15 protein-coding genes are annotated in these 14067 nt (G+C 71.0%); 5 read left to right on the plus strand and 10 right to left on the minus strand.

What is annotated here, in order from left to right; all coding sequences use genetic code 11:
* The 6 genes from AC1MEY_RS14860 to AC1MEY_RS14885 are packed head-to-tail and all read right to left on the minus strand — an operon-like array spanning position 1 to position 5644.
* A complete protein-coding gene (locus tag AC1MEY_RS14860; RefSeq protein WP_480226268.1) occupies positions 1–1212 on the minus strand; it encodes an FAD binding domain-containing protein in 1212 nt (403 codons plus the stop codon).
* On the minus strand, positions 1205–2191 hold the full coding sequence (locus AC1MEY_RS14865; protein WP_480226269.1) for an amidohydrolase family protein: 987 nt from the start codon (positions 2189–2191) through the stop codon (positions 1205–1207). The genes AC1MEY_RS14860 and AC1MEY_RS14865 overlap by 8 nt, the downstream gene beginning before the upstream one ends.
* Complete coding sequence (locus tag AC1MEY_RS14870) at positions 2188–2943, minus strand: ABC transporter ATP-binding protein (RefSeq protein ID WP_480226270.1); 756 nt, start codon at positions 2941–2943, stop codon at positions 2188–2190. Before AC1MEY_RS14870 ends, AC1MEY_RS14865 begins: the two co-directional genes overlap by 4 nt.
* Before the next feature lie 36 nt (positions 2944–2979).
* Positions 2980–3777, minus strand: coding sequence for an ABC transporter permease (locus AC1MEY_RS14875; protein ID WP_480226271.1), 798 nt, complete (start codon positions 3775–3777; stop codon positions 2980–2982).
* The gene (locus AC1MEY_RS14880) at positions 3774–4604 is read right to left on the minus strand and encodes an ABC transporter permease (protein ID WP_480226272.1); all 831 of its coding nucleotides are present in this window, start codon (positions 4602–4604) and stop codon (positions 3774–3776) included. Before AC1MEY_RS14880 ends, AC1MEY_RS14875 begins: the two co-directional genes overlap by 4 nt.
* Complete coding sequence (locus AC1MEY_RS14885) at positions 4601–5644, minus strand: ABC transporter substrate-binding protein (protein ID WP_480226273.1); 1044 nt, start codon at positions 5642–5644, stop codon at positions 4601–4603. The genes AC1MEY_RS14880 and AC1MEY_RS14885 overlap by 4 nt, the downstream gene beginning before the upstream one ends.
* A gap of 104 nt (positions 5645–5748) precedes the next feature.
* Here AC1MEY_RS14885 and AC1MEY_RS14890 point away from each other — a divergent pair, with 104 nt between their 5' ends.
* The 3 genes from AC1MEY_RS14890 (at position 5749) to AC1MEY_RS14900 (ending at position 8365) form a co-directional block, all read left to right on the plus strand.
* Positions 5749–7437 carry a helix-turn-helix domain-containing protein gene (locus AC1MEY_RS14890; protein ID WP_480226274.1) on the plus strand — a complete coding sequence of 563 codons (1689 nt, stop codon included), beginning with the start codon at positions 5749–5751 and terminating at the stop codon, positions 7435–7437.
* A gap of 12 nt (positions 7438–7449) precedes the next feature.
* Positions 7450–7902 (plus strand): nitroreductase family deazaflavin-dependent oxidoreductase, encoded by a 453-nt coding sequence (locus AC1MEY_RS14895; RefSeq protein WP_480226275.1) that lies wholly within the window; start codon positions 7450–7452, stop codon positions 7900–7902.
* Between the two features lie 217 nt (positions 7903–8119).
* A complete protein-coding gene (locus AC1MEY_RS14900; protein WP_480226276.1) occupies positions 8120–8365 on the plus strand; it encodes a hypothetical protein in 246 nt (81 codons plus the stop codon).
* Between the two features lie 37 nt (positions 8366–8402).
* On the opposite strand, the gene AC1MEY_RS14905 is transcribed toward AC1MEY_RS14900, so the two are convergent.
* Together AC1MEY_RS14905 and AC1MEY_RS14910 are read right to left on the minus strand one after the other, a co-directional pair.
* On the minus strand, positions 8403–9446 hold the full coding sequence (locus AC1MEY_RS14905; protein WP_480231498.1) for an LLM class flavin-dependent oxidoreductase: 1044 nt from the start codon (positions 9444–9446) through the stop codon (positions 8403–8405).
* A gap of 74 nt (positions 9447–9520) precedes the next feature.
* The gene (locus AC1MEY_RS14910; protein WP_480226277.1) at positions 9521–10342 is read right to left on the minus strand and encodes a uracil-DNA glycosylase; all 822 of its coding nucleotides are present in this window, start codon (positions 10340–10342) and stop codon (positions 9521–9523) included.
* Positions 10343–10417: 75 nt separating this feature from the next.
* On the opposite strand from AC1MEY_RS14910, the gene tap reads away from it, so the two are divergent.
* The gene (gene tap, locus AC1MEY_RS14915) at positions 10418–11644 is read left to right on the plus strand and encodes a multidrug efflux MFS transporter Tap (RefSeq protein WP_480226278.1); all 1227 of its coding nucleotides are present in this window, start codon (positions 10418–10420) and stop codon (positions 11642–11644) included.
* Here the strand turns inward: tap and AC1MEY_RS14920 are convergent.
* Complete coding sequence (locus AC1MEY_RS14920) at positions 11641–12291, minus strand: winged helix-turn-helix transcriptional regulator (protein ID WP_480226279.1); 651 nt, start codon at positions 12289–12291, stop codon at positions 11641–11643. The two genes, tap and AC1MEY_RS14920, sit on opposite strands and share 4 nt — an antisense overlap.
* Before the next feature lie 119 nt (positions 12292–12410).
* Here AC1MEY_RS14920 and AC1MEY_RS14925 point away from each other — a divergent pair, with 119 nt between their 5' ends.
* Entirely contained in the window at positions 12411–13775 is a 1365-nt protein-coding gene (locus tag AC1MEY_RS14925; protein WP_480226280.1) for an FAD-binding oxidoreductase, read from the plus strand.
* Here the strand turns inward: AC1MEY_RS14925 and AC1MEY_RS14930 are convergent.
* Positions 13772–14062, minus strand: coding sequence for a Dabb family protein (locus AC1MEY_RS14930; protein ID WP_480226281.1), 291 nt, complete (start codon positions 14060–14062; stop codon positions 13772–13774). The two genes, AC1MEY_RS14925 and AC1MEY_RS14930, sit on opposite strands and share 4 nt — an antisense overlap.
* Positions 14063–14067: the final 5 nt, after the last annotated feature.

Here is a 14067-nt window from a genome sequence, read left to right on the forward strand (position 1 = left end):
CTAGTGTCCGGGGCCGTAGAGGCCGAAACGGTTGTCCGGGTCGCCGGGGACCCAGGTGCAGTCGAACTGTGAACGCGTGCCCATCTCCTTGACGCGGCGCATCAAACGCTGCCCCAGTTCGAGTTGGCCGGGCTCCCACTTCGCGAGTGCCTCCGCGATGTCGCCGCTGTCCGACAGCGCGTCGTACAGCGCCCACGCGTTCGCCGCCGCCTTGGCGGTGCCGGCCGCGGCGTGCGGACGGGCGGCGCTGGCGGCGTCCCCGACGAGCGCGACGCGCCCCATCGCCATCCGGTGCGTCACCGCGTCGTACACCGCCTGCAGGTACGGCTGCTCGGTGCGCAGCACGACCTCGGCTGCCGCGGGCGCCAGCAGTTCGGTTGCCGCCGAACGCATCTCCTCGACGAACCGATCCTGCACCGAACCGGGGTGCAGCGACACGCCGGCCAGGAAGCCGCGCTTGTCGGTCATCAGCTCGTCGAGCTGATGACCCTCCGGCACGTTGCGGTACCAGACGTAGTTGAGCAGCCGCTCGCCCACCGCAAGGCCGCCGTCGGTCGACGGAATCGGGTAGACGTTGATGTGCGTGTGCGGCGCGAGGCTGTAGGTGATCGAGTCGTGCAGCAGCTCGAAGGTCTCCGGGGTCACCTCGCGCTCGGGCACGGTGCCGCGCCATCCGACGTAGCCGGAGTACTCGAGCTTGGTGTCCGGCGAGATGCGGCGCCTGCTCGGCGAGCCGATGCCGTCGGCGAACACCACCAGGTCGGCGCGCTCGCGACGGCCCGACGTGAAGCGCACCTCGACGCCGTCGGCGTCCTCGTCGAAGCCGGCCGCATATTCGCCGAGGTGGTAGTCGTCGGTGCCGAAGTCGGACAGCAGCGCCCGGTAGAACGTGCCCCACGACGTGTAGCTCCAGGGCGCGTTCTCGCGGTGCACGATCTCGTTGCCCGCCCCGAGGTACTGCACGTAGTGCGTCGACGTGCTCACCTCCTCGGGATGCTGATCACTGCACTCGACGAACCATCGCAGCGTGTCGGGCTGCAGCACGATGCCGCCGCCGCGGCCGTCGAGGTTGGTGGGGGTGCGCTCGAACACCGATACGTCGAAGCCGAGCCGGCGCAGCAGCAGCGCCGTCGTCAGGCCGCCGATCGACCCTCCGATCACCAGCGCGCGGTGGCCACTCCAGTCGTGCCGGGTGTTGACGGTCTCAGACATGTCCTTCTCCTTCGAGCCCCAGGAATGACCGGGCGTTCCGTTCCATTACGTCATCGGTGATCCCCGCATCCCGGGGCATGTCGAGCGGGTTGGGCAGGCCCATGTCGAACGGGTAGTCGCTACCGCACATCAGGTGCGACGGGTCGGCGTGCGCACGCAGCAGCTCGAGCGCTGGACCGTCGTGGCTGAGGGTGTCGAACCACAGGCTCTTGAACCCCTCGCGCGGTGACCCGGTCTCCGCACTGCGGACGTCCGCGCGCTGGTTCCACCCGTGCTGCCACCTGCCGACCAGCGATGGTGCGCATCCGCCACCGTGCAACATGCAGATCCGCAACCCCGGCAGTTCCTCGAGCACCCCACCGAGCACCAGAGACGCTGCAGCCGTGGTGGTCTCGACGGGGTTGCCGATCAAGTTCACCAGGTAGTACGACGACCACTCCGGCCGCGGCAGCTGCATCGGATGGACCAACACCGCGAGGTCGAGTTCCGCGGCGATCCGCAGCAGGTCGCGCATCGGGGCGACGTCGAATGACGTGCCGTTCAGCAGCGGCGGCACCGCGATGCCGCGCACCACGCCGGACGATGCGATGGCCTGCATCTGCCTGCGGGCGGCGTCCGGATCGTGCAGCGAGACCAGGCCGAGTCCGAGCAGCCGGCCATCGCTGTCCCGGCACGCCTTCGACAGTTCGTCGTTGAACGCGCCGACGTAGTCGTCGACGCCGGGATCGGCGGCGACGGGGAAGGCGAACGGCGGCGCGGAGATCACCCGCGCGCCGAGGCCGGCGGCGTCGGTGTCCGCGATCACCCGGGTGGCGTCGGTCATCGCCGTCGTCTCGATGTAGAGCGGCAGATCCCCGAGGTAGATCTCGCCGTCGCGGCCGTTGAGCGGCGGCACGGGCGAGCCCGGCGGCAGTCCGAACATGTCCTCGGGCAGCCAGTGGGCGTGGATGTCGATGGGTCCGGGGTGGAGGGTCGTCATGCGGGGCTCCCTGCGGTAGCGGCCTCGAGGGCCTCGAATCGTGCCAGGACCTCGGCCTGCAGGACGGCGACCGCGGGGTCGGATGCCTTGCGGGGCCGGGGCAGATCGACGTCGATCACTTCGTGGACGCGTCCGCCGGGCGCCAGGACGACGATCCGGTCGGACAGCTGGACGGCCTCGGTGACGTCGTGGGTGACGAACATGACCGTACGGCGCGACTCCAGCCAAATGCGCTCGAGGTGCTCGCGCAACGTCCGCGAGGTCATGGCGTCGAGGTGGCTGAACGGCTCGTCCATCAGCAGCACGTCGGGTTCGACGGCGAAGGCCCGCGCGATGCCGATGCGCTGCTGCTGGCCGCCGGACAGCTGGGCGGGGAAGCGATCGGCGCAGTGGGCCAGCCCGACGAGGTCGAGGTAGTGCCGTGCGCGCTCCTCCCAGCCCGGCCGTTCGTGTTGCACGAAGCCGAGATTCGCCATCACCGTGCGCCACGGCAGCAGCCGCGGGTCCTGGAAGACGTAGCCGACGCGGGCGTCGCTGCCGTCGTTGCCGACGAGGTCGACGGTGCCGGAGCTGTGCGTCTCGATCCCGGAGACGATGTTGAGCAGGGTCGTCTTGCCGCTGCCCGAAGGGCCGACGACCGACACGAACGTCTCACCGGAGATGGTGAGGTCGATGCCGTCGATCACTCGGGTGCGGTTGCCGCTGCGGTCGTGGAAGTCCTTGACCAGGTCGCGGATCTCGATGGAGGCCATGGTGTCTCGCTTTCGGATGGGAGGTGTGGTGGGCGATCAGGCGGTGCGCCAGCGCGTGGCGCGGCGTTCGATGGGGCCGAGGATCAGCAGATCCGCGACGACGAGCACGACGATGAACACCAGCACCCAGGCGAAGAAGCCGTCGAGCTGGTTGGCGTCGTACCAGTACCGCGACCGCCACCCGACACCGGAGGTGGAGCCGAACCACTCGGCGAGCAGCAGGCCGTTCCAGGCGCTCATGATCGCGAACCGGACGGCGGCGACGGTCGAGCCGGCGACGGCGGGAGCCACGATGTGGCGCAGCACGTTCCGTCGCGGAACGCCGAACGCCCGGGACATCAGCACCAGGTCGGCGGGTACCGCCCGGGTGGCCTTGGCGATGTTGACCACCACGAACGGCAACCCGGACAGGAACACCGTCACCACCGGGGTGAGCCAGCCGAAGCCGAACCACATGGTGGTCAGCAGCGCCCAGATCACCGCCGGGATGGCGAGCGCGGCGGCGTTGACGTCGGAGAGCGCGAGGTCGGCCCACTTCGACAGACCCATCCATACGCCGACCGCGGCGCCGACCACCAGCGCGAGCGCCAGTCCGAGGGCGAAGCGGTTCATGCTGATCGCCAGGTTGCCCCAGAGCTGGCCGATCGCCGCCTCCGAGATCAGGCTGTCGACGGTCTGCGCCGGCGACGGGATCCGGTTGCCGAACACGACGGCGAGCTGCCACGCACCGAGGATGGTGAGCAGGGCGGCGCCGACGGCCAGCAGCGACGTCGACTGCCCGCGGAGCTGGCGGCGCCAGGCCGGCGCCGGGGAGGAGAGTGCCTGGGTGATCACGAGATGTCCTTCCGCCATGCGAAGAAGCGGTTCTCCAGGTAGGCGAGCCCGCGTTCGATGAGGATCATGGCGACGATGAACAGCGTGGTCCACGCCAGCATGTCGTCGACCTGGAATTCCTGGTAGGCCTTGCGGATCATGAAGCCGACGCCGTCACTGGCGCCGAAGACCTCGGTGAGGGCCTCCACCTTCCAGGCCATCGCGAATCCGTAACGCACACCGGCGAAGACGAAGGTCACCAGCGCCGGCAGGTAGAGGTGGCGCAGCACGTCGCGCCGGTTGCGCTCGAAGGCGCGGCACATCGCGAGCAGGTTGCCGTCGACCGACCGCACGCCCTCGGCGACGTTCATCGCGATGAACGGCAGCGCCACGAGGGCCGAGACCACGATGGGCCCGCCGGCGCCGACGCCGAAGATCAGCAGGCCGAACACCGCGTAGGTCAGGCCGGGCATGTTGCCGAGCACGAACAGCGGTAGCGAGAAGTACGAGGACATGAATCTGCTTCGGCCCATGAAGAACCCGATCACCAGGCCGAAGACCATGGCGATGGCGAACCCCACCGCGATCTTGCCGATGCTGGAGGCGAAGTTCGTGAACGCCTCCCCCGACACGGTGATCGCGACGACGCGTTCGAAGACGCCGAGCGGTCGCGGCAGGATCGGGTCGTCTATCCAGGCGGCCACGGCGGCCCAGGCGGCGATCGCGACGACGAGCGCGATGCCGGAGACCAACCACCTCCGCGGTCCCGCCGTCGCCGGCCGCCTCGCCGGCGGAGCCGGTTCGCGCGGCGCCGGATTCGCGTCCGGCGGCGTGATGGTCTGCGTCACTTCTCGACTCCTTCTGCGGGCAGGAACTTCGGGTCGGCGACGTCGTCACCGATGACGCCGGTCTCACGCATCAGGTCGAAGATCGAACTCTCGTCGTCGGCCCACTGCTGGTCGAAGCGCACGTCGTCGACCACCCAGTCGTGTTCGGCGACGTAGTCCTTCATGAACGCGATGTCCTCGGGCGTGTCGACGGCGAAGTGCTGTGGGTAGCGCTCGACCATCTCGTCGCGGTGCTGCTGCCATTCGGCCAGGCCGCGCGTCCACAGGTCGAGGAAGGCCGACACCTCGCCGGGATGGCCGTCGACCCAGTCCTGGCGGGCGACGAACACGTTGCCCATGGGGCCGTCGTGGCCGGGGGCGTCGAGTGCGGCGAACACCTCCGCCGACGACTTGCCGTCGTACAGCGGGCGGACCGTGGCCTCGCGCAGGTCGCGCGCCGACAGGTCGGGGTAGCAGATGCAGGCGTCGATCTCGCCGCGCGCCAACAGGTTCGACAGGTTCTGGATGTCGGCGACCACGATCTCGTAGTCGTCGGCCAGGTTGACGTCGTGCATCTGCTTGAGCAGCGCGCTCCACACCAGGGTGCCCGACACCGTCGTGAACACCCCGAGGCGCTTGCCCTTCATGTCCGCCAGCGTCACGGCGGGATCGTCGGCGCGGACCAGGATGCGGCTGCGCTCGGAGTTGTAGCGGCCGATGATCGTGGTCTCGCGCTGGGTCTGCTCCTCGAGGCCGGGCACCTCGAACGACGCCGTGGAGATGATGTCGGCGTGGCCGCCGGCGAAGAGGCCGAACTCGTCCCACGTGGCGCTGCTCTCCACCTGGTAGCCGGTGTCGCGCTGCCACTGGTCGACGATGCCGGTCTCGTTCATGTAGTCCCAGATCGGATCGGGGGCGAACGTGAACCGGATGACGCCGTCGCGGGCTGCGCGGGACGATGCCGGCCCGCCCAGGCCGGCGGAGCATCCCGCCACGAGAATCATCATCGCGGCGGCCGCCACGGCGACCACGCTCCGCATCATCCGAGTCGTGCCTCGCATGGGAACCTCTTTCGATCGTGTGACGGCTGTCACCGTCCGCATCAGCGTGCGGGATCGCGGCCAATCGCGGCAATGTCTGCGACGACACACTTATGCTGATCCGTATGTCATCGGAGACACTGCGGCCGGATCTCGAGGGATGGCTCGACGCGCTGGCCGGCATCGGCGAGGCCGTCGGGGGCGACGAGCCCGTCACCGACCTGGTCGGCCGCGTCGCGCGGACGGCCTGCGACCTGCTCGGATACGACTTCTGCGCGGTCTTCCTGCCGACCGCCGACGGCCGGGCCCTGACCATCGTCGGCTCCCACGGGCTGTCCGCCGACTACGTCGCGCAGGTCAACGCCGACCGGCCGATCCTCCTCGACGTCAGCGGTGCGGAGGAGGCGCCGACGAGCGTCGCGTTCCGCACGGGCGAGGTGGTGATCCTCGAGGACATCGAGAACGTGCCGGGCATCGGCCCGTGGGGAGGCGTCGCGCACGAACAGGGGTACCGGTCCCTGGTCTCGGTGCCGCTGCGCCGCGCGGGGGCCGTCGTCGGCGCGCTGAACGGCTACCACGCGGCGCCGCACCGGTTCGACCCCGTCGAGGTCGGCCTGGTGAGCACGCTGGCCACCCAGGTCGCCGTCGCGCTGGGCACCGCGCAACTGCGCACGCGCGAGCAGGACACCATCCGCGAGCTGCGCCGGGCCGAGGAGGTGCACGCGCTGCTCACCGCCACCGCACTGCGCGGTGAGGGCGTCTCCGGGGTGGCGGCGGCGCTGGCGGCCCTGCTGGCGCGACCGGTCCTGATCGAGGACGTCTACGGCACGGCGCTCGCGGCAGTCGACTGGGACGGCACCGACGGCGACGACACGGGTGCGGACGTCGCGCTCGACGGCGACGTGGTGGCCCGGGTGCGGGTGCGGGCGTCCGCGGACGACCTGTCGCGGCTCGACGTCCGCGCCGTCGAGCACGCCACCGTCGTCACCGCGCTCGAGCTGATGCGGGCCCGGACGGCGGCCGAGGTGGAGCAGCGGCTGCGCGGCTCGCTGGTCGCCGACCTGCTGAGCACCGACGGCGCCGACATGGCCGCGCTGCTGGACCGGGCACGACGGCTGGGCTGGGACCTGTCCGGCGCGCAGACGCTGATCTCGGTGCGGTGCGTCGAGAGCGGGACGCGCCCGGCCACCGAACGGCTGCTGGCGGGCGCGGACCGCTTCGCGGCGACCGTCGTGCCCCGACCGCTGGCGGCGGTGTACCGCGGCGACCTGGTGCTGATCGCGGCCCCCGGCGCGACGGCGCCGGGACGGGTCACGGGTCCGGCCGACATCGCGCGCCGGCTGGTCGACTTCCTGACGGGCATGGGCGACGTCGAGCAGGCGGTCGCCGGCGTGACGTCCGCCGTGCCGACCGCCGAGCTGGCCGGCGTGTTCCGCACGCTGCGCGGGGCACTCGACCTGTCGTCCGATGCCGGCGAGTCGACGGTGATCGACCTGCGCGACGTCGCGATCGACCACCTGCTGCTCCAGCTCGACGACCCGGAGCGGCTGCGCGGCTACGCCAGGACGGTCCTCGGCGCGGCACTGGACTACGACCGCGAGCACAGCAGCGAGCTGCTGCGCACCGCGCGGGTGCTGCTCGACCGCGACCTGGACCGGCGAGCTGCGGCGGACACCCTGCACCTGCACCCCAACACCGTCGCCCAGCGCATGCGCCGGCTCGAGGCGCTCACCGGGCTGCGCCTCGGCCGCCCCCGTGACCTGCTGCAGCTGACGTCGGCGCTGACCGTGGCACGCATCGCGGGTCTCGGGTGACAGACTGAGCCCATGAGCGGAATTCCCACGTGGGAGCGCTACCTCGGCATCCCGCTGCTGCGCGTGCACGACACCATCTACCGCAAGACCGGCGGCAGGATCGGCCACCGGATCCCCGGTGCGCCACCGTCACTGCTGCTGCACACCGTGGGCGCCAAGACGGGCATACGGCGGACCACCACGCTGAGCTACGCCGTGGACGGCGGCGCGTACCTGGTGGTGGCGTCCAAGGGCGGCGACCCGAGGGCCCCGGGCTGGTACTTCAACCTCAAGGCCGATCCCGACGTCGAGATCAACCTGGGCGCCAAGCGCCTGCACGCCACCGCCCGCATCGTCGGCGCGGACGACCCGGAATACGCGCGGCTGTGGAAGTTGGTCAACGACAACAACTCGAACCGCTACGACGGCTATCAGAAGCGGACCACGCGTACCATCCCGATCATCGCGCTGACACCCCGCGCCTGATCAACACCCGGCCAAACACGTTCTAGATCAACGTGTTTGGCCACCGGGCCCCCGGGTATGACTTGGTTGGCCGCGATGACCAGGTCATCCGGCCTCCCGGCGCCGAGCAGCGAGCACGGGAGCGGGACCACCACGATCCTCGACGAGTGATCGGTGCTTCCCGAACGACGCCCACGTGCGTCGAATGGACCACATCCGACCCGAAGGAACCTCATTCATGATGCTGAAGTACGTCTCCATGTCCGCACTCACCGCGGGCGCAGCTGTCGCGACCATCCTGTTCGGTGCTCCCGCCCAGGCGCAGGAACCCGCCCAGGAGTGCACGCAGGTCGCCGCCGGTCAGGTCTGTGACCAGACCAGCCAGTCCGCCACGCCGCCCGTTCCCGCAGGTGGCGCCGGATCGGCCAACGAGCAGAACGGCGCGTACGGACCGAACGGCAACCAGCCTCCCGTCGGCAACTGATCGCTCCTGACGGACCCGCGGCCCGTCCGGGATCCGCCTAGAACAGCTCCTTCGCGAGCAGTTCGAGGGTGGTCTCCCGGGCGGGCGCAGTCGTCGGGTCGACGCCGCGGTACGCGGACGCGACCGGGTTGACCATGACCTCGTCCACCCCGAAGTGCGCCGCGATGGCGCGAACCTGGTCGGCGGCCTCGACGGGGTCGCCGACGATGGCCTGCCGACGACCGGACTCGACGACGGCCTGCTGCTGCGGCGTCAACGCGATCTCCCGGGCGTCCTCGACGAGGTCGATCGGGGTCAACGGCCGTCCCGTGCGCAACCACGCCATCATCAACAGATTCGGTAGCAGCAGTTCCTCGGCTTCGGCACGCGTCGCGGCCACCGACGCGTTGACCGTCATGAGCGTGGTGGGTTCGGCGGCGACGTCGCTGGGCCGGAACTCCTCGCGGTAGATCGCGAGCGCCTCCTCGGTCCCCTGGCCGGCGAAGTGGTGGGCGAACACGTACGGCAGGCCCTTGGCCGCCGCGAGGTGGGCCGAGTACGTCGACGAGCCGAGCAGCCACAACCGTGGCTCCGACGCCGCCGCGGGCGTCGCCTTCAGGACGTATCCCTCGTTGCGACCGCGCATGGAGACGCCGACGCCGTCCGCGCTCATCAGCGCGGTCACGTCGTCGAGGTACTGCGGGAAGCGCTCGATGTCCTCGTCGGTGCGGCCCGCAGGCCCGCGGAGCATCATCGACGTCACCGGATCGCTGCCGGGTGCGCGCCCGATGCCGAGGTCGATGCGGCCGGGTGCTGCCGCCTCGAGCAGCGCGAACTGCTCGGCGACCGCGAGCGGGGCATGATTGGGCAGCATGACGCCGCCGGAGCCCAGCCGGATGCGTGCGGTCTGCGCGGCGAGGTAGCCGATCAGCACCGGCGGGCTGGTGGCGGCCACGGCCGGCATGTTGTGGTGTTCGGCGAGCCAGTAGCGGGTGTAGCCGAGGTAGTCGGCCGTCTTCGCCACACCCACGGTCGCGGCGAGCGCGGCGGCGGTGGTCTGGTCGCTGCGTACGGGGACGAGGTCGAGTACCGAGAGTCGCATCATCGGTTCAACGCCACGGCTCGGCGATCCGTTCCCCGCGGACCGTGCCATTTCGGCGGGTCCGGGCGTGCTCCTCACGCGTGGGCGACGGCCTTGGCGGCGGTGAACACCGCGTCGAGCATCTCGGGTGTCAGCCTGCCGGTGAAGGTGTTCTGCTGGCTCGGATGGAAGCAGCCGATGAGCGTGACGTCGCCGATGACGGTGGTCGCGAGGTGGCCGAACTTCGGCATCGGCGTCGGCACCGACTCACCGGAGCCGCGCAGCATGTCGAGCGTCGCGCGCCAGGCGAACCCGCCCAGGACGACGATCACCCGCACGCTCGGTGCCATCAGCCGCCACTCCGCGTCCAGCCAGGGCGCGCACGTCGCCCGCTCGTCCGGCGTCGGGGCGTTGTCCGGCGGCGCGCACCGCACGGCGGCGACCACCCGGACGTCGGTCAGCGTCAGCCCGTCGGCGGCGTCGAGGGGCGTCGGTGAACTGGCCAGCCCGGCCCGGTGCAGCGCCGCGAACAGGAAGTCGCCGCTGCGGTCGCCAGTGAACACCCGCCCGGTCCGGTTGGCACCGTGCGCGGCGGGCGCCAGCCCGAGGACGAGGATCGACGGCGTCGGCGGCCCGAAGCCCGGTACCGGTCTGCCCCAGTACGGCTCGGCGGCGAAGGACCGCCGCTTGGCCACGGCGACGTCCTCGCGCCAGGCCACCAGCCGCCGGCACGCCCGGCACACGCTGACCGCCGCGTCGACGTCCTCGACGGATCGCAGTCGCCTCGCCGCGGCACGCACGCCCGCCGCGGACTTCGCGACGACGGTGTCGGGCCGGGCGGGGTCGCCGGGCCAGCCGGACGCGACGGGCACCGGTGAATCGAACTCCACTCCGGTGCGGGGATGGGGCAGCAGCACGCCACCACTGTCGCACCGGCGGGAAATGCGTCGCGGCGAGGGGCGTGCCCGCTGTATGTTCAGCCGCGACAGCTCATGATCACGACATCCCGCGGCCCGCTCTACCTGATCTTCTTCGCGGCACTGACCGCGGGAGCGGGCAACGGCATCTCCCTGGTCGCCTTCCCGTGGCTGGTGTTGCAGCGCAACGGCTCTGCCGTCGACGCGTCGATCGTGGCGATGGCGGGCACGCTGCCGCTGCTGGTGGCCACCCTGATCGCGGGCGCCGCCGTCGACTACCTCGGCAGGCGGCGGGTGTCGATGATCAGCGACCTGCTCTCGGCGCTGTCGGTGGCCGCCGTGCCGGTCATCGCGTGGGTGTTCGGCGTCGAGGCGATCGACGTGGCGGTGCTCGCGGGCCTCGCCGCACTCGGCGCGTTCTTCGATCCAGCGGGCATGACGGCTCGGGAGACCATGCTGCCCGAGGCCGCGACGCGCGCCGGCTGGACGCTGGACCGCGCTAACGGCGTGTACGAGGCGATCTTCAACCTCGCCTACATCGTGGGACCCGGCATCGGCGGCCTGCTGATCGCCACCCTCGGCGGGATCGACACGATGTGGGCCACCGCGGCGGCGTTCCTGCTGTCGATCTCGGCGATCGCGGTGCTGCGCCTCGAGGGCACGGGCACCCCGGACCGCGACGACCTGCCGCAGGTGTGGGCGGGGATCGTCGAGGGTCTGCGATTCGTGTGGCGCACACCGGTGCTGCGGACGCTCGCCGCCGTCGACCTGATCGCGACGGGGCTGTACATGCCGGTCGAGAGCGTGCTGTTCCCGAAGTACTTCACCGACCGCGACGAACCCGCGCAACTCGGCTGGGTGCTCATGGCGCTGAGCCTGGGCGGGCTCGTCGGCGCCCTCGGCTACGCGGCGCTGAGCAGGTACTCGCGGCGGCGCACGATCATGCTGACCGCGGTCATCACCCTGGGCATCGCGATGACGGTGATCGCCTTCCTGCCGCCGCTGCCGGTGATCCTGGTGGTCTCGGCGATCCTCGGCTTCGTGTACGGCCCGATCGCCCCGATCTACAACTACGTCATGCAGACCCGCGCGCCCGTGCACCTGCGCGGCCGGGTGGTCGGGGTGATGGGGTCGCTGGCCTACGCCGCGGGACCACTCGGCCTGATCGTGGCGGGCCCGCTCGCCGACGCGGCGGGTCTGCACGCGACGTTCCTCGCGCTGTCGCTGCCGATGCTGCTGCTGGGCGCCGTCGCCGTGTTCCTGCCCGCGCTGCGCGACCTGGACCGCTCCCCGGACGGTTAGCCGCGCACCGGCACCGGCGCGAACAGCTCGCCCAGCCGACGCACGACCTCCGGATCGCCGTCGATGCGCAGCCGCCCCGCGGCCAGTAGATCGGCGACCTGGCCGGGATCCAGTGCGGCCGCGACGATCTCGGCCGGACCGCTGAGCGTGACGTCGGCGTCCTCGTCGTCGGCCAGCGTCTCGATCCGGTCGGCGGTGATGAGCACCGCGGCGCTGCCGTCGGGTGTGGCCAGGCGCAGCGACACCGGCGGGCCGCGCCGGTCGGCACGCAGGTGGGCCCGCACCGCGCGGGCCAGCCACTCGGGGCGCACGACGTCGCCGGGCGACCGTCGCTCGATGAGGCGTCGGCCCCACCGGGCGTAGGCGTGGATGACGTCCTCGAGGGCCCGGCCCTCGTCGGTGAGTTCATAGGGGGCGCCCGACGCCGGCCTGGGCAGCGCACGCTTGGCCACCAGTCCGGCGGCCTCCAGATCGCGCAGCCGGCCGGCCAGTACGTCGGTGGCTATCGGCGCGAGCGCGGACAGCAGGTCACCGTAGCGGCGGGGTCCGTCGAGGAGTTCGCGCACCACCAGCAGCGTCCACCTGTCCCCGACCACGTCGAGGCTCTTCGCCACGGCGCAGTGCTGACCGTAGGAGCGGGCTGCCATTCCGCGAAGCTACCGCCCGACCGGCTCCCCCGACCTGCGTTCCAGCAATCCCACGTGGCGTTCCCGGAGGCCGTCGCCGTTCGACCGATCCCCGTGCGAACGACGCCTACCATCGGGGCATGGACTCAGCGCTGAGCGCCCTGATCGCCGAGTTGCCCGAGGGCACCGTCGTCACCGACCCCGACATCCTGGCGTCCTACCGGCAGGACCGTGCCGCCGACCCGGCCGCGGGCACGCCGCTCGCCGTGGTCCGGCCGCTGCGCACCGAGGAGGTGCAGACGGTCATGCGGTGGGCCACCGCGAACCAGGTGCCGGTCGTGCCGCGCGGAGCGGGCTCCGGCCTGTCGGGTGGCGCCACCGCGCTCGACGGCGGCATCGTCCTGTCGACCGAGCGGATGCGCGACATCGCGGTCGATCCCGTCACCCGCACCGCCGTCACGCAGCCGGGACTCTTCAACGCCGAGGTGAAGAAGGCCGTCGCGGAGTACGGCCTGTGGTACCCGCCGGACCCGTCGTCGTACGAGATCTGCAGCATCGGCGGCAACATCGCGACCAACGCCGGCGGGCTGTGCTGCGTGAAGTACGGCGTGACGTCGGACTACGTACTCGGCATGCAGGTGGTGCTCGCCGACGGCACCGCGGTCCGCCTGGGCGGGCCCCGCCTGAAGGACGTTGCGGGACTGAGCCTGACGAAGCTGTTCGTGGGCAGCGAGGGCACGCTCGGCATCGTCACCGAGGTGACGCTGAAGCTGCTGCCCGCCCAGTACCGGGGCTGCACGGTCGTGGCGTCGTTCGACTCCGTGTCCGCCGCGGCCGACGCCGTCGTCGAGATCACCGGCAAGATCCGGCCGTCGATGCTCGAGTTCATGGACGCCGTCGCGATCAACGCGGTCGAGGACAAATTGAAGATGGGGCTGGACCGCGACGCGGCCGCCATGATGGTCGCGGCGTCGGACGATCGCGGCGCGGCGGGCCGCGAGGACGCCGAGTTCATGGCCAGGGTGTTCACCGAACACGGTGCGACGGAGGTGTTCTCGACCGACGACCCCGACGAGGGCGAGGCATTCATAGCCGCTCGCCGATTCGCGATCCCCGCCGTCGAGGCCAAGGGCTCGCTGCTGCTCGAGGACGTCGGCGTCCCGCTGCCCGCGCTGGCCGACCTGGTGAGCGGCATCGAGAAGATCGCCGCGCAGCACGGTCTGCTCATCTCGGTGATCGCGCACGCCGGCGACGGGAACACTCACCCGCTCATCGTGTTCGACCCCAGCGACGCCGCGATGACCGAGCGCGCCAACACCGCGTTCGGCGAGATCATGGACCTGGCGGTGGGACTCGGCGGCACCATCACCGGTGAGCATGGCGTCGGGAGGATGAAGCTGCCGTGGCTCGCGGGCTACCTGGGGCCCGAGGTCATGGAACTCAACCGGCGCATCAAGACCGCGCTGGATCCCGACGGGATACTGAACCCCGGGTCGGGGATCTAGGCGGGGATCTCGAACTGCGCGCGGGCGATCTGGTCGATCATCGGCGCGAGCCGGGCGCGCAGCGCGTTGTGCGCGTCGTCGGCGTCGTAGGCCCGGTAGGCGTCGACGTCGGTGAAGTCGGCGACGATCACGAAGTCCCAATTGCCCTCGCGCAGTCCGGCATCGGACCCGATGGTGTAGCTCTCGGTGCCGGGGAGGTTCAGGGTGCGCAGACCGTCCTGGATGTCCCGGACCTCGTCGACGTCATGGTCGGCGACCAGCTTGGCCAGTACCACGTTGCGGATCATGCCCG

The sequence above is a fragment of the Mycobacterium sp. PTI7 genome, from assembly GCF_056679845.1.